We start from the raw sequence: 14,269 nt of genomic DNA, 5'->3' as shown, positions 1-14,269 counted from the left end.
CTCAGCCGTTATGCGTGCCGACGATCTGGTCGCCTTCCAGCTTGGTGAACGGCACGAACGGCACCACCTTGCCATTGTAGATGTCCGAGCGGACGATGTTGAACGTGCCATCGGCGAGCTGCTGCTTGATCACCTTGAGCACGTGCTGGGCGCCCGGCGGGCCGACAGGAATGACCATGACGCCATTGGGCTTCAACTGCTGCAGCAGCGACGGCGGGATGTGGTCGATGCCGCAGGTGACGATGATCTTGTCGAACGGACCGACGCTCTCCCAGCCATAATAGCCGTCGGCGTTGCGGCTGGTGACCGAGCCGAACACGCTGTAGCCGCGACCGATCAGCGCGTCATAGGTGCGCCGCGTGCGCTGCGCCAGCGGATTGATGATCTCGATCGTATGCACCTTGTCGGTGAGGTTGGCGAGATAGGCCGACTGGTAGCCGGAGCCGGTGCCGATCTCGAGCACGGCCTCGCCGAACTGTACGTCGATCGCCGTCGTCATGCGCCCGACCAGATGCGGACCCGAGATGGTCACCCCATAGCCGATGTCGAGGAAGGCGTGGTCGTAGGCGCGCCCCAGATTCTGCGGCAGCACGAATTCCTCACGCGGCGTGGAAAGGAAGGCGCGCTTGTTGCGGTCGTCCAGCACGTCCTTGTTGTAGACCATGATCTGGAAGCGATCGAATCGCTCGGCCAGAAACTTCGGGTCCTCGCCGCGATTGGCGACCATCCAGTCGATGAACGACTTTTTATCCTTAAACGGGACTTCAGCGTTGCGGTCGTAAGGCGCCGGCAGGGCAGCCCTGACGGTGGCCGGAAGAATGGAAAACGCCGCCGCACCTGCCGACAGCGCCAAGAAATCCCGACGCTTCATGCAAAAAGCCTCCAAAAGTGGCCTTTGCCACCCCCAAACCAACCACTTCAACCGATTGCACCGCCTCCCAAAACGAGTCAATGGCCGTCGGGAGGCGGCCGTCCGGGCCGAAATTTTGTGGCAAGCGGGCAACAGTTTTGCGGATGCCATCGGCTTTTTCAGCACCGTGAAATGGCGCGCCGCATTGCCGCAGGGCCCGCTGGAGTGCCTTTGCCTTGTATTAGAGACGGCTGTTTTGCTTGACTCGGTCACCAAAAACAGGCAGCAAACCTGCATCGGAAGGGCTGAAATACCGCGTGCATGATCGTGGACGAGCCTTTTTTGGCACAAAGTCCACGTCTCAAAGTTGGATTTGAGAGGGATTGGTTAACCAACTTTGTCCATATTTTGAAGCAATCGGCAATCAACGACAGACGCGGCAAACGCGTCGGGGACCACCCTGGGATCACTCGCAGAATGGTCGTCGCGGCTGACAAGGCCACGTACGGGGAAAACCGATTGGAGCGAGATTGGTTGCATGGCGTTGTCGAGTAAACACAAAATAAGCTGGGACCAGCGCGAGGGCGGCGAGTTCGTCGATGCGCAGCGTGCCCCTTTCCTCAACCCGAAACGGATCGTCCGCTGGGTCGCGGTGCCCGGCGCCGGCGCTGCCGTCGGCCTTTGGCTGATCGGCACCATGGCTGGCCTCAGCTCCGTCGGCGCCTCGCTATCGGCAACGTCTGGCGGTCTGCCGCAGACGCTGGCCATGCCGGGCTCGCTGGCAATGGCCGACCCGCTGAAGCAGCATTTCCTCAGGTCCTCGGCGCCATTCGTGCTGGCCAATGCCCATGGCGGTGCACAGGCCCTGCACGATCATGCCGTGCAATGCGGTGCGAACTGTTTCAAGCTGGCCAGTGTCAGCCCGCTGGCGGAGAAATCCTCCCGCCTCGTGGCGCGGGCAAGGCCGGAACAGCCAATCCTGAAGTCGAAGGCGCAGGAGCGTTTCGAACGTATGGAAGCGTCGCTGTCGCCGACCAGACTGGCCGCCGCCTTTGCCGGCGCAGGCAAGCCTGTCACCACGGCCGATGCCCGTCCGGTTATTTCCAGCATCGGAGCACAGATTACCCAGGCATCGCTGGTGCCGTCCGTCGAGGTCGTGGCCAGCCTGTCCGACGCCATGCCGGCTCCGGCGGCGGAACGCTTCGCCCGCGTCGATGCCGGGTCCGCTGTCGTGCAGACCGCGCCGGCCCCGCAGGGCTTCGCCCAATCCCAGACACCTGACAACACCCAGCTGGCGTTGGCCCTCGTCGAGTCGATGCCGGTCGAGGACGAGGCATTCGCCGCGCCGCTGCCGATGCAGGACTCCTCGGCCGATGTCGCGGTTGCGTCAGTCGAGACCCAGCCGGAACAGCCCGGCGATGCCGCTTCGCTACCGGACGCACTGACCGACGACGTGCCGTTGCCGAGCCGCCGCCCGCAATATGACGCGCCACGACAGCCCAAGGCCGTGGAACAGGATGAACCGGCTCCGCAGCCCAAGATTGCTCAGCCCAAGATTGCTCAGCCCAAGCTCGCCCAGCAGAAACCGGCGCCGCAGGCGAAGCCGGTTCAGCAAGCCCAGCCGGCAAGACCGGCGCGGCAAGGTCGATCTGGCGAAGGCGGTGACGTGCTGGCCTATGCCAAGCCGGACACGCCTTCGGGCGGCCTTGGCCAGGCCTTCAGGAACCTGTTCAACGGCCCGAGCGGCGGAAGCGGCGCCGGCCATGGCGTCGCCGTCTATGACATCAGCGCCAAGACCGTCTACATGCCGGACGGCCAGCGGCTCGAGGCGCATTCCGGTCTCGGCTCCATGGTCGATCAGCCGCGCTATGTCCACGTGAAGGATCGTGGCCCGACGCCGCCCAACACCTACAATCTGTCGCTGCGCGAATCCCGCTTCCACGGCGTCGAGGCTTTGCGCCTTACCCCGGTCAGCGGCGGCAACAAGTACAACCGCAACGGCCTGCTCGCCCACACCTATATGCTGCGCGGCGGCCGCGCCGAGTCCAATGGCTGCGTCGTCTTCAGGGACTACGCCCGCTTCCTCGCGGCTTTCAAGAAGGGCAAGGTTACACGCCTCGTCGTGGTGGATCGCCTTAACGGATCGCTGACCCGGGTCGCGTCGAACGGAAACGGCGCCTGAGACAAGGCGCCCCACCTCCTGACAGCCTTCTGTCAGGAGCATCGCCGGGCCGCCGGCGCGCCCTCATCGCGCTCTTTCCATTTTGGCTGAGAGATCCCATATTTGGGGCATGGCCAAATCCCCCGACAAGAGAACGCCGCCGACGGCGAATGACGACCGCGCCGCGCCGAAGCGGCGCAGTCCGCTGACCGATTTCCTCGACGCCTCGGAGCCGTTGCACAAGGGCGGCTTCGCCGAGATGCCGCAGCCCGAACTGTCGGGCACGCCGCTGACCGGTTCGATCGCCGACTGGGCCGAGCAGATCGAACAGGAGGCGGAGCGCGAAGGCCGCCAGGCCGGCAGGGGCGACGGCGGCAAAGCGGCAAAGCCGTCGAAGAAGATTCCAGAGCGTTCCGCCGCGCCCGGCCGCACGGCACGCGGCACCTCGATGGGCGGCGCGGCCACCGCGCGTGAACGCACGGCAGCCGGCCTCAACCCGGTCGCCGGCCTAGACATCTCGCTGGAAGAAGCCGAGACGATGACGTCGAGCGGCGTCACCGCTACGGTCGCCGCGCTGTCGGCGCTGATCGAATCCGGCAATCCGCTGCACAAGGATGGCGTGCTGTGGACGCCACACCGCCCTGCCCGTCCGGAAAAGTCAGAAGGCGGCATCACCATCAAGATGGTGTCCGACTTCGAACCGGCCGGCGACCAGCCGACCGCCATCAAGGATCTTGTCGAAGGCGTCGACAACAACGACCGCACCCAGGTGCTGCTTGGCGTCACCGGTTCGGGCAAAACCTTCACCATGGCCAAGGTGATCGAGGAAACGCAGCGCCCCGCTTTGATCCTGGCGCCCAACAAGACGCTGGCGGCACAGCTCTATTCCGAGTTCAAGAAATTCTTCCCCGAAAATGCGGTGGAGTATTTCGTCTCCTATTACGACTATTACCAGCCGGAAGCCTACGTCCCGCGCACCGACACCTTCATCGAGAAGGAATCCTCGATCAACGAACAGATCGACCGCATGCGCCATTCGGCGACGCGCTCGCTGCTCGAACGCGACGATGTCATCATCGTCGCCTCGGTGTCCTGCATCTACGGTATCGGCTCGGTCGAGACCTATACGGCGATGACCTTCCAGATGCAGATCGGCGACCGGCTCGACCAGCGCGCGCTGCTCGCCGACCTCGTCGCCCAGCAGTATAAGCGCCAGGACATCAATTTTGTGCGCGGCTCCTTCCGCGTGCGCGGCGACACGATCGAGATTTTCCCGGCCCACCTGGAAGACCGCGCCTGGCGCATCTCGATGTTCGGCGACGAGATCGAGCAGATCACCGAATTCGATCCGCTGACCGGCCAGAAGACAGGCGAGTTGAAGAGCGTCAAGATCTACGCCAACTCACACTATGTGACGCCGCGCCCGACGCTGAACCAGGCGATCAAGTCGATTAAGGAAGAGCTCAAGCAGCGTCTGGTGGAACTGGAGCGGGCCGGCCGCCTGCTGGAGGCGCAGCGCCTGGAGCAGCGCACCCGCTTCGACCTCGAAATGCTGGAAGCCACCGGCTCCTGCGCCGGTATCGAGAACTATTCGCGCTATCTCACCGGCCGCCAGCCGGGCGATCCGCCGCCTACCTTGTTCGAATACATTCCCGACAATGCGCTGGTGTTCATCGACGAAAGCCACGTCACCGTGCCGCAGATTGGCGGCATGTATCGCGGCGACTTCCGGCGCAAGGCGACGCTGGCCGAATACGGCTTCCGCCTGCCCTCCTGCATGGACAACCGGCCGCTGCGCTTCGAGGAATGGGACGCGATGCGCCCGCTCTCGGTCGCGGTGTCGGCAACGCCGGGCGGCTGGGAGATGGAGCAGTCCGGCGGCGTCTTCGCCGAGCAAGTCATCCGTCCGACCGGGCTGATCGACCCGCCTGTCGAGGTGCGCCCGGCGAAAAGCCAAGTCGACGATGTGGTCGGCGAGATCCGCGAGACCACGGCCGCCGGCTACCGCACCCTGGTCACCGTGCTGACCAAGCGCATGGCCGAGGACCTGACCGAGTACCTGCACGAACAGGGCGTGCGCGTGCGCTACATGCATTCCGACATCGATACGCTGGAGCGCATCGAGATCCTGCGCGATCTGCGCCTCGGCGCCTTCGACGTGCTGGTCGGCATCAACCTGCTGCGCGAAGGCCTCGATATTCCCGAATGCGGCTTCGTCGCCATTCTCGACGCCGACAAGGAAGGTTTCCTGCGCTCCGAGACGTCGCTGATCCAGACCATCGGCCGCGCCGCCAGAAATGTCGACGGCAAGGTCATCCTCTATGCCGACCAGGTCACCGGCTCGATGGAACGGGCGATGGCCGAGACCAACCGTCGCCGCGAAAAGCAGATGGAGTGGAACGCCGCCAACGGCATCACCCCGGAATCGGTCAAGTCGCGCATTTCCGACATTCTGGACTCGGTCTACGAGAAAGACCACGTCCGCGCCGACATCTCGCAGTTCACCGATAGCGCCGGCGCCATGATGGGCAACAATTTCAAGGCCCATCTCGATGCGCTGGACAAGCAGATGCGCGACGCCGCCGCCAATCTCGACTTCGAGAAGGCGGCCCGCATCCGCGACGAGATCAAGCGACTGCGCGAGATGGAGCTGTCGATCTCCGACGATCCGCTGGCGCGCGAGGTGGAAGGCCAAAGTCCCGCGTCGGGCCGTGAAAAGGGCAAGCACAACAAGGGCGTGGCCAAGCATCGAACGGCAGAGGAACAGGAGCGTTTCCGCAAGCTCGACGAAGCGCGCGCCGCCGAAGAAGCGGCCAAGGCCGCCCGGCCCAACCTCTTCCGCAAGCCTGCGCTCGACGAAATGGGCGCCGACGGCGCCGTGCCTGTGAAGAAGCCGTTATTCGCCAAGCCCTCGATTGACGATATGGGCCCCGGCACCGATATGCCGACGCCGGCGGGTGCTGTGTCGCGTTCGCTGTTCAAGAAACAGTCGGCATCCGAAGCGCATGGCTCCGACTTCGGCATTCCGGGCGAGCCGGTCAAACCGCTGTTCAAGAAGAACTCCCTCGACGAGATGACGGTGCGGCGGACGGAAAAGCCGGTCGAAGGAAAGGTGCCGACGAAGCCGCAGCCGATCTCCCCCCAAGTGGGAGAGATACCCGGCAGGGCAGAGGGCGCGAAAGATCGCGATGGCAAGCCCATCGTTCGCCAGCGCGCCGGCATCGGTTCTTACGAGGATCCAGGCGACGCGCGTCGGGAGAAGCGTCGGCCGGGCAAGACCGGCAGACCGGGGCGGTAGCGATCCTTCGCCATCTCTATCGCTCCAACATAAAGCTCGTCTTCGACCAACTTCACCGGCAACCGCTTCTGGACCACGCACCCGTCCTTGCCAGCCGCCGGTGGAATCTGTACGGGCCTTGCAGTCCTGCCCTTCCGCTCCGGAAACAAACCGCCGCCGGCCGCCCGTTCATGAAACCCAGGGATATTGCCGCCTACATCTTCCTGGCCGTCACCTGGGGCCTGTCTTTCCTTGTCCTGCTCAAGGTCGTACATGCCTTCGGCTGGGTCGGCGCGGTGACCTTGCGGTCGCTGATGGCGGGCTGCACGCTCTTCGTGCTCGCCGCCGCGATGCGGCGACGGCTCGATTTCAGCGCCGGCTTGCAGCACTTCGCCGTGGTTGGCGCGACGACGGTCGCGGCGCAGCTGATCGGCCTGTCCTACGCCACCCCGCGCATCGGCACGGCGATGGCCGCGATCCTGGTCGCCGCCATCCCGCTGTTCTCGATGATCCTTGGCCAGCTATGGGGGCTTGAACGCATCACCCTTCGCGGGTTGGCCGGCCTGCTGCTCGGCGCCTCCGGCATCATCGTTCTGGTCGGCTTCCCCGCCGTGCCAATCACGCCCTCCTTCGCGTTCGGCTGTGCCGCCTCGCTGTTCAGCTCGTTCTCCGCCGCTTTCGGCAGCAACTACGCCAACCGCCATCTGCGCTCGGCCGGTTCGCTCGAACTCACCAGCGCCGCCTTCCTGTTCGGCGGGCTGATGACGCTGCCGCTGCTTTTCGCCGTGCCGGTGCCGGCCATGCCGAACGCCATGGACTTCCTCTATCTCGTCCTCCTCGCCTGCGTTATGAGCGCGCTGACCTATGTCGTCTATTTCCGGTTGGTGGCCAGCATCGGCGCGACCCGGACGATCAGCGTCGAATTCGCCGTGACCACTATCGCGGTGCTGGTTGGCACGGTGCTGCTTGGCGAGTCGCTTACCGTCATCCAGGGCTTCGGCGCGGTGGCGATCATCGGCGGTTGCATATTGGTGCTGGACCCGTTCCCCCGCCGCGTGGAAGCCGCACTCTTGCCATCGGCCCCGCCTTTGGTGTAGCCAGTTCCCAACACTCGAACGTCTTGAAAGGAGGGCTCACGTGTTTGCGTTTTTTCGTCACCACCGTCAGCGTGGCCCGATTTCTGCCCTGCAGGTGAGCTTGCAGGGCTGACCAGGACGGTCCGGGTTTTTCCCGCTTCGATTTTTTGGTCTGCCCTTCGTGGTGCGCAACGCCTGTTCTGATGGCGCGCACCGTCAAAGTGCATTGAGCCGGTTCCCGGCAAGACCAGAGAAATCAAAAATGGCCCTTCTCAGCCTCAAATCCCTAGGCGTCAGCATGAGTGCGCCGCTGTTCTTCAACCTCGATCTTACCATCGGCAGCGGCGACCGCCTCGGCATCGTTGCCGCCAACGGCCGCGGCAAGACGACCTTGCTCAAATGCCTGACCGGCGGGATGGAGCCGACATCAGGCGACATCACCCGCACGCGCGGCCTGCGCGTCGGCCATGTCGAACAATCCGTTCCCCCTGCTTTGCTCGGCCGCAGCTTCCATCAGGTAGTGGCCGATGCCTTGCCGGCCGAACAGGCCGACAGCGAGATGTGGCGCGTCGACGTGGTACTGGACTCACTCGACGTGCCGGAGGCGATGCGCGAGCGGAAAATGCAGGCGCTGAGCGGCGGCTGGCAGAGGCTGGCGCTGATCGCCCGCGTCTGGGTCACCGATCCCGACGTTCTGCTGCTCGACGAACCGACCAACCATCTCGACCTTGCCCGCATCAGCCAGTTGGAAAGCTGGCTGAACGCGCTGCCGCGCGAGGTGCCCGTCGTCATTGCCAGCCATGACCGCGCCTTCCTCGACGCCACCACCAACCGGACGCTGTTCCTGCGCCCGGAACAATCGCCGGTGTTTGCATTGCCCTACTCCCGTGCCAGGCAGGCGCTCGACGAGCTCGATGCCTCGATGGCGCGCAAGTTCGAGCGCGACATGAAGGTCGCCCAGCAGCTGCGCAAGCAGGCCGCCAAGCTCAACAACATCGGCATCAATTCCGGCAGCGACCTTTTGACGGTGAAGACCAAGCAGCTCAGGGACAGGGCCGAAAAGCTGGAGGACGCCGCCGTATCGGCGCATCGCGAGCGCTCCGCCGGAGCGATCCGGCTGGCCAACCGCGGGACCCACGCCAAGGTGCTGATCACGCTCGAGGACGCGGCGGTGGAAACGCCCGACGGCACGCTGCTGTTCAGGACCGGCAAACGCCATATCTGCCAGGGCGATCGCATCGTCCTGCTCGGCCGCAACGGCGTCGGCAAGTCGCGCTTCGTCAGCCTGATCCGCAACGCCATCCTCGAGCCGGATACGGTGCCTGATGTGAAGGTGACGCCGTCGACGGTGCTTGGCTACAGCGACCAGGAGCTGTCCGGCATCAGCGGCGACGACACGCCGCTGGCGATGCTGTCGCGCCACTACGATGTCGGCGAACAGCGCGCCCGCTCGCTGCTTGCCGGCGCCGGCGTGGTCATCGAAATGCAGGAGAAGAAGATCGGCGCGCTGTCGGGCGGCCAGAAAGCACGGTTGATGATGCTCGCACTGAGGCTCGCCAATCCCAACTTCTACCTGCTCGACGAGCCGACCAACCATCTCGACATAGACGGCCAGGAAGCGCTGGAAGAGGAGTTGCTCAAGCACCAGGCAAGCTCGGTCCTCGCCTCGCACGACCGCTCCTTCATCCGCGCCATCGGTAATCGCTTCTGGCTGATCGAGAAGCGGCGGCTGACTGAAGTCGAGGATCCCGAGGACTTTTTCCGCGAGGTGGCCGACGGCGCCAGTTAAGCTGCGTCCAGAATTCCGGCCTGCCGTCGGCAGGTCGGAGTCTCGTATCATTTCATGAGACGTTTGGTTGATTTCAGAAACGTATCATGCGATGGTACGTCCATTGGATTCGGCAGATGATACGCTCGTTCAAGGACAAGACCACCGAGGCCGTTTCGAACGGCAAGGCTCCAAAGGGGTTCCCATCGGACCTTCTCCGATCAGCCCAACGGAAACTGTTCATGATCGACAACGCGACCGAGTTGTCGGACCTTAAGACGCCTCCCGGCAACAGGCTTGAGCCCCTGAAAGGCAGCCGTGCCGGTCAGCATTCGATCCGCATCAACGATCAGTTTCGCATCTGCTTTCGCTGGTTGGACGGACAAGCCGAGAATGTCGAAATAACCGACTACCATTGAAGGACAGGTGTAAAATGCTTGATATCAACCCGCCTATCCATCCCGGAGAAATCCTTCGAGAGGAATACCTCGTCCCGCTTGGCATGAAGCCCTATTCACTGGCCAAAAGACTGCATGTGCCACGCACACGCATCGAGCGCTTGGCCAGCGAGGCAACACCGGTGACGCCGGACACCGCGCTACGCCTTGCCAAGTTTTTCGGAACCACGCCGCAGTTCTGGATGAACATGCAGGCGAGCTACGACCTTGCCGTCGAGGGCGAGGCCAAGAAGGCCGACCTTGATGCGATCGAACGCATGGAGGCCGCGGCTTGAAGCAAGCGGCCCAGTAGTCCGCACTTTCCCACGTGTCGGAAAAGGCGCATTCTCAGGGTTCGCGAACCGAGGGAGGAAACCGGTCATGCGCGGGGTGGATCTCGTCAAGAACCTTTATGAGGCCTATGCAAAACGTGACATCGCGGGCGCGTTGGCGCACTGCTCCGACGATGTCGTCTTTCGCTGGGTCGCAGAACCGCAGGCACCGTTCATAGCAGCCGGCAACGGCAAGGAAGAGTTCCTGGCCCGCCTCGTGGCGCTTGACCGTGATTTCGAATACCGCAGCTTCGTTCCGGTGGACTTGGTCGACGGCGGCGACAAGATCGCGGCGCAGGTCGAAATCCATCTGACGCGCAGAACCACCGGCCAGGAGCTTGTCATGCGCACCGCCGATTTCTGGACGGTTCGCGACGGCAAGATCACCGAGATGGTGGAGTATTATGACACGGCGCTCGCCGCCGCGGTCATCTGAAATAATTTCGACGGTCTGTCGGATCGCCTGAACCGGCCGCGTCCTTGGGATGCCGACATGATGATGCCGGCACCAACCCAGGGAGAACTTGTCATGTCCGTCCTTTCATCCATCGGTCGCATCGCAACCCGGTATGCGGCGGCACGTGCCCGCCATCGCAGCGAGCGCATCCTGCTTTCCCTGCCCGCCGAGCTACGCAAGGACATCGGCTTTCCGGAAATCTTCGACGCGCAAGACCGCCGTCGTGCAACCACCTTCACGGCCAAGGTCATATGACCGCGACCAGCCGGTCCATGCGATTGTCGCGCAAAACCGCCGGTCGCCCGGCCTGTCCGGCCCGTCTTTGAAAAAAGTCCCGGCGATGTAGGATTGCCGTCACCTCGTGCGTCCTTTGGTTCGCAAGGCCAGCAAACGCAAAGAGGAGCAAGACATGACTGACCAGACCCCCGTTCAGCCAAGGGCAGAAGTGCTTGGCGGATTGACCTCCTATCTTCAGGTCGATGGCGCCTTCAAGGCTGCCGAATTTTACAAGAAGGCCTTCGGCGCCAAGCAGGTGTTTGCCTATCCGGCCGACGAAAAAGGCCGCACCATGCACATCCATCTCCACGTCAACGGCTCGACGCTGATGCTGGGCGACGCCTACCCCGAGCATGGCCATCCGCACAAGGCGGCGCAAGGCTATACGCTGCAGCTCCATCTCGACGATGGCGAGATCGACAGCTGGTGGCAGCGCGCCGTCGACGCCGGCTGCGAAGTGGCCACGCCGTTGCAGGTGATGTTCTGGGGCGACCGCTGGGGCCAGCTGAACGATCCGTTCGGTGTCGCCTGGGCGATGAACGCGCCGGTCAAGTAGATTTCCTGGCGAGCGGCCGTCGCCGGCCAATGGCAGGGCTGACGCGCTCACCGCGCCGGGTCGTATCCCCGCCGACCCGGCGCTTCTTTCTCATCAGAAGGAGAACCACCATGTCCTATGTCGATGGTTTCGTGCTGGCCGTGCCCAAGGCCAAACTCGATGACTACAAAAAGCTCGCCAACCTCGCAGGTCCCATATGGAAGGAACACGGTGCGCTCGCCTATGTCGAATGTATCGGCGACGACGTGCCTTATGGCGAGCTGACCTCGTTCCCGCGCGCCGTTCAGGCCAAAGACGACGAGACCGTCGTCTTCGCCTGGGCGGTCTACGAATCCAGGCAAAGCCGCGACGCGGTGATGGCCAAGGTGATGGCCGACCCGAGACTGACACCCGATTGGGGACCCATGCCCTTCGATATGAAGCGCATGATCTTCGGCGGCTTCCAGCCCTTCATCGAACTTTGAACCGCTGGTCCATCGCTTCGTCATCCCATGGCGAAGCAAGGAGCGAAGCGACGCGGCGCAGACCATAGGATGACGAAGCTGAGAGGCTTCGGCTATCCGCGACCTCTATGCTAATCCAGCCTATCCAGCAGCGGCTTCAACCGGTCTCCATAGCGCTTCCACAAATCGACCGAGCCTTGATACATCGGCTGGCGCACCTGCGCGGCGGACGCCGTGCGCACCGGCCGGTCGGTCTGGTGGAAGGACAGCACGGCATCGTCCCACGGCAGGCCGAGATAGTCGATGAGCGTCCGGCTCTGGCCTTCCTGATCGGCGACGAAATCCTCGTAGCGCACATCGTGCACGACGCCGGGCAGCACCTTGTGCCAATGTGCCATGATGTCGGTGTAGAGATTGTGGAAGTCTGCGAGTTCGCCGAGGTCATAGCCATAGCGGTGGCTGTCGCCTCGGAAATGCACCTTGTAGATCGACAGGCAGGTTGCCGCCGCGTCGCGGGCGCAGTGGATGATCTTTGCCTTGGGCATCATCATGTGAATGAAGCCGACAAGCAGGAAGTTGCCCGGCATCTTGTCGGTGACGTGGCTGATATGCGGATAGCGGGCATGCAGCATGTCGAGATAGGCCTGGCCTGCCTCGGCAAAATCCCCATCGTCCGTATCCGACACGCCCCAGGGAAAGCCGCCAGGCATGTTGGCCGGAAACTGCTTGCCGACTACCTTCTTCAGGATGCTGAGCTCGCCGGCGCCATAGACCTTGGGATGGCTGGCGATGATCTGCTCGACCAGAGTCGTGCCCGAACGCGGCATGCCGACGACGAAGATCGGCGCGTCATCGGTGATCGGGCTAGGCCTGTGCCTTTCGAAAAAGCCGGCATCGAACACCGTCTTCATCGCCTCGAATTCGGCGCGTGTCCGGACGGGATCATAGTTGATCCACTTGCGGCGGATGGCATTGCCTTCGGCGAAATAGTCGAAGGCCCTGTTGTAATCTTTCAAATCGTCATTGGCCTTGCCGAGGCCGAAGGACAGCTGCATGCGGGCAAGGCTGTCCTGCGGCGCCTTGGCATGCTGGGCTTCCATGCCGGCCAATTCCGTGTCGCGCTCCTTCTGGCGCTTGACCTGTGTCAGCATCAGCCAGGCCGTTGCCATGCCGGGATTGATCGCCAACGCCTGCCGGAACAGATCGGCCGCCTCGTCGAGCTTGCCCTTTTCCATCAGCCCGACGCCGAGCCCGTGCAACAGGTCGGCATCCTTCGGCCGAATGGCCAGCGCCTCGCGAAAAACCGCCAGCGCCTCGTCCAGCCGTCCGGCTTCCTGCAGGGTTTCGGCAAGCCCGGTGCGGGCGCGCACGTGAAAGGGATTGCGCGCGACCGTGCCGCGATAGATCTCTTCGGCCTCCTCGAACTGGCCGAGTTGCTTCAACGACGAGCCAAGATTGTCGCGCGCGGCGAGTTGCTCCGGCCGCAGATCCACCGCGCCACGGAAGAAGTCGATTGCCGCCGCGACACGGCCGAGGTCGCGCATCACCGTGCCGAAATTGTTGAGGAAATCGGCGTTCGACGGCTGCAGGCTCACCGACTGCTCGAGGAGGTCCAGCCCTTCTTCGCTGCGTCCGGTCTGATGCAGCAGCAGCCCCAGGAAATGGGCAGCCGCCGCGTGTTTGGGCTGGCGCGCCAGGACTTGCCGGTAGATCGCCTCTGCCTCTTGCCGGCGTCCGGCCTGGTGCAGCTGCAGTGCCTGCTGCACATACTGGTCGAGGCCCAGCGGCGGCTGTCCCCCCGCGCCAGACCTGGCTCCAGCACCCGCTGCTCTTCTCTGATCTCTGTTGATGGGACACCTGCCGTGTTTGTGCGCCTGCGGGACCTAAGCCATGGCGAGGAGAGATTCAAGAGTGTGGACTGGCGCGCGAACGGTCAAGGCCGCCCGGGAAGTGCGCAACCAGAAGCATCTCGCGACGTTGAGTCCGCACAGCCAAATGCAGGAGTCGACCCATGCCCCTCACCGCCTTTGCCATCAACTGTTCCCTGAAAGCCTCCGGTGACAAGGAAAAATCCTCTACCGACAAGATCATCGCCGATCTGCTTTCGGCGCTTAAGCCGCATGGGGTGCGGGGTGAGGTCGTGCGCGCCCTCGATCACGACATCAAGGCCGGTGTGCTCTCCGATATGGGCAAGGGCGACGACTGGCCCGACCTGCGCGAGAAAATCATCTCCGCCGATATCTTTATTCTCGGCCTGCCGATCTGGATGGGCCAACCCTCCAGCGTCGCCAAGCGCGTCATGGAGCGCATGGACGCTTTCCTTTCCGAAACCGACGACAAGGGCCGCATGCCGGCCGCCGGCAAGGTGGCGCTGGTGGCGATCGTCGGCAACGAGGACGGCGCGCACCATTGCCATGCCGAATGCTTCCAGGCGCTCAACGATGTGGGCTTCACCATACCGGCCAATGGCGGCGTCTACTGGGTGGGCGAAGCCATGGGCGACGTCAACTACGTCGACCTGCCGGCGACCCCCGAAGAGGTCGACGGAATGATCGACATGGCCGCGTCAAATGCGGCACATCTGGCTACCCTGTTGAAAGGCAAAGCCTATATCGGCGTGGACAAGTAACGGAGTT

At 63.4% G+C, this 14,269-nt stretch carries 14 protein-coding genes; 12 read left to right on the top strand and 2 right to left on the bottom strand.

Going from position 1 to position 14,269, the window contains the following annotated elements:
- Position 1 precedes the first annotated feature (1 nt).
- Positions 2–871: a protein-L-isoaspartate O-methyltransferase family protein gene (locus EB233_RS11705; protein WP_064989644.1), complete on the bottom strand. Its 870-nt coding sequence runs from the start codon at positions 869–871 to the stop codon at positions 2–4.
- On the opposite strand from EB233_RS11705, the gene EB233_RS11700 reads away from it, so the two are divergent.
- From EB233_RS11700 to EB233_RS11650, 11 genes are all read left to right on the top strand, one after another.
- The gene (locus EB233_RS11700) at positions 870–1,175 is read left to right on the top strand and encodes a hypothetical protein (RefSeq protein ID WP_064989645.1); all 306 of its coding nucleotides are present in this window, start codon (positions 870–872) and stop codon (positions 1,173–1,175) included. The genes EB233_RS11705 and EB233_RS11700 overlap by 2 nt on opposite strands.
- A 213-nt stretch (positions 1,176–1,388) precedes the next feature.
- Positions 1,389–3,032 (top strand): DUF2778 domain-containing protein, encoded by a 1,644-nt coding sequence (locus EB233_RS11695; RefSeq protein WP_064989646.1) that lies wholly within the window; start codon positions 1,389–1,391, stop codon positions 3,030–3,032.
- Positions 3,033–3,141: 109 nt separating this feature from the next.
- The gene (uvrB, locus tag EB233_RS11690) at positions 3,142–6,309 is read left to right on the top strand and encodes an excinuclease ABC subunit UvrB (protein WP_064989647.1); all 3,168 of its coding nucleotides are present in this window, start codon (positions 3,142–3,144) and stop codon (positions 6,307–6,309) included.
- A 170-nt stretch (positions 6,310–6,479) separates the two neighbouring features.
- Positions 6,480–7,385, top strand: coding sequence for a DMT family transporter (locus tag EB233_RS11685; RefSeq protein ID WP_064989648.1), 906 nt, complete (start codon positions 6,480–6,482; stop codon positions 7,383–7,385).
- Positions 7,386–7,626: 241 nt separating this feature from the next.
- Complete coding sequence (locus tag EB233_RS11680; RefSeq protein ID WP_064989649.1) at positions 7,627–9,153, top strand: ABC-F family ATP-binding cassette domain-containing protein; 1,527 nt, start codon at positions 7,627–7,629, stop codon at positions 9,151–9,153.
- 116 nt (positions 9,154–9,269) lie between these two features.
- A complete protein-coding gene (locus EB233_RS11675) occupies positions 9,270–9,551 on the top strand; it encodes a type II toxin-antitoxin system RelE/ParE family toxin (protein ID WP_064989650.1) in 282 nt (93 codons plus the stop codon).
- A gap of 14 nt (positions 9,552–9,565) precedes the next feature.
- Positions 9,566–9,865, top strand: a complete 300-nt coding sequence (locus EB233_RS11670) for a HigA family addiction module antitoxin (RefSeq protein WP_064989651.1) — start codon at positions 9,566–9,568, stop codon at positions 9,863–9,865.
- A gap of 85 nt (positions 9,866–9,950) precedes the next feature.
- A complete protein-coding gene (locus EB233_RS11665; protein WP_027055070.1) occupies positions 9,951–10,337 on the top strand; it encodes a nuclear transport factor 2 family protein in 387 nt (128 codons plus the stop codon).
- Positions 10,338–10,430: 93 nt separating this feature from the next.
- Positions 10,431–10,613, top strand: coding sequence for a hypothetical protein (locus tag EB233_RS11660; RefSeq protein ID WP_032917983.1), 183 nt, complete (start codon positions 10,431–10,433; stop codon positions 10,611–10,613).
- A gap of 154 nt (positions 10,614–10,767) precedes the next feature.
- The gene (locus tag EB233_RS11655) at positions 10,768–11,190 is read left to right on the top strand and encodes a VOC family protein (RefSeq protein WP_064989737.1); all 423 of its coding nucleotides are present in this window, start codon (positions 10,768–10,770) and stop codon (positions 11,188–11,190) included.
- 110 nt (positions 11,191–11,300) lie between these two features.
- On the top strand, positions 11,301–11,654 hold the full coding sequence (locus tag EB233_RS11650; protein ID WP_064989652.1) for a DUF1428 domain-containing protein: 354 nt from the start codon (positions 11,301–11,303) through the stop codon (positions 11,652–11,654).
- Positions 11,655–11,764: 110 nt separating this feature from the next.
- Here the strand turns inward: EB233_RS11650 and EB233_RS11645 are convergent, their stop codons facing one another.
- A complete protein-coding gene (locus tag EB233_RS11645; protein WP_064989653.1) occupies positions 11,765–13,399 on the bottom strand; it encodes a tetratricopeptide repeat-containing sulfotransferase family protein in 1,635 nt (544 codons plus the stop codon).
- Positions 13,400–13,644: 245 nt separating this feature from the next.
- Here EB233_RS11645 and EB233_RS11640 point away from each other — a divergent pair, with 245 nt between their 5' ends.
- On the top strand, positions 13,645–14,262 hold the full coding sequence (locus EB233_RS11640) for a flavodoxin family protein (RefSeq protein WP_064989654.1): 618 nt from the start codon (positions 13,645–13,647) through the stop codon (positions 14,260–14,262).
- The last annotated feature ends 7 nt before the right edge of the window (positions 14,263–14,269 follow it).

It is taken from the genome of Mesorhizobium erdmanii, from assembly GCF_013170725.1.
Classification (GTDB): Bacteria; Pseudomonadota; Alphaproteobacteria; order Rhizobiales; family Rhizobiaceae; genus Mesorhizobium; species Mesorhizobium erdmanii.
This window is presented reverse-complemented; position numbering and strand designations above follow the sequence as displayed.

Coding starts and splice junctions, on each gene's coding strand:
- EB233_RS11700 (WP_064989645.1), top strand. CDS start 870: ATGCAAAAAGCCTCCAAAAGTGGCCTTTGCCACCCCCAAACCAACCAC.
- EB233_RS11705 (WP_064989644.1), bottom strand. CDS start 871: ATGAAGCGTCGGGATTTCTTGGCGCTGTCGGCAGGTGCGGCGGCGTTT.
- EB233_RS11695 (WP_064989646.1), top strand. CDS start 1,389: ATGGCGTTGTCGAGTAAACACAAAATAAGCTGGGACCAGCGCGAGGGC.
- uvrB (WP_064989647.1), top strand. CDS start 3,142: ATGGCCAAATCCCCCGACAAGAGAACGCCGCCGACGGCGAATGACGAC.
- EB233_RS11685 (WP_064989648.1), top strand. CDS start 6,480: ATGAAACCCAGGGATATTGCCGCCTACATCTTCCTGGCCGTCACCTGG.
- EB233_RS11680 (WP_064989649.1), top strand. CDS start 7,627: ATGGCCCTTCTCAGCCTCAAATCCCTAGGCGTCAGCATGAGTGCGCCG.
- EB233_RS11675 (WP_064989650.1), top strand. CDS start 9,270: ATGATACGCTCGTTCAAGGACAAGACCACCGAGGCCGTTTCGAACGGC.
- EB233_RS11670 (WP_064989651.1), top strand. CDS start 9,566: ATGCTTGATATCAACCCGCCTATCCATCCCGGAGAAATCCTTCGAGAG.
- EB233_RS11665 (WP_027055070.1), top strand. CDS start 9,951: ATGCGCGGGGTGGATCTCGTCAAGAACCTTTATGAGGCCTATGCAAAA.
- EB233_RS11660 (WP_032917983.1), top strand. CDS start 10,431: ATGTCCGTCCTTTCATCCATCGGTCGCATCGCAACCCGGTATGCGGCG.
- EB233_RS11655 (WP_064989737.1), top strand. CDS start 10,768: ATGACTGACCAGACCCCCGTTCAGCCAAGGGCAGAAGTGCTTGGCGGA.
- EB233_RS11650 (WP_064989652.1), top strand. CDS start 11,301: ATGTCCTATGTCGATGGTTTCGTGCTGGCCGTGCCCAAGGCCAAACTC.
- EB233_RS11640 (WP_064989654.1), top strand. CDS start 13,645: ATGCCCCTCACCGCCTTTGCCATCAACTGTTCCCTGAAAGCCTCCGGT.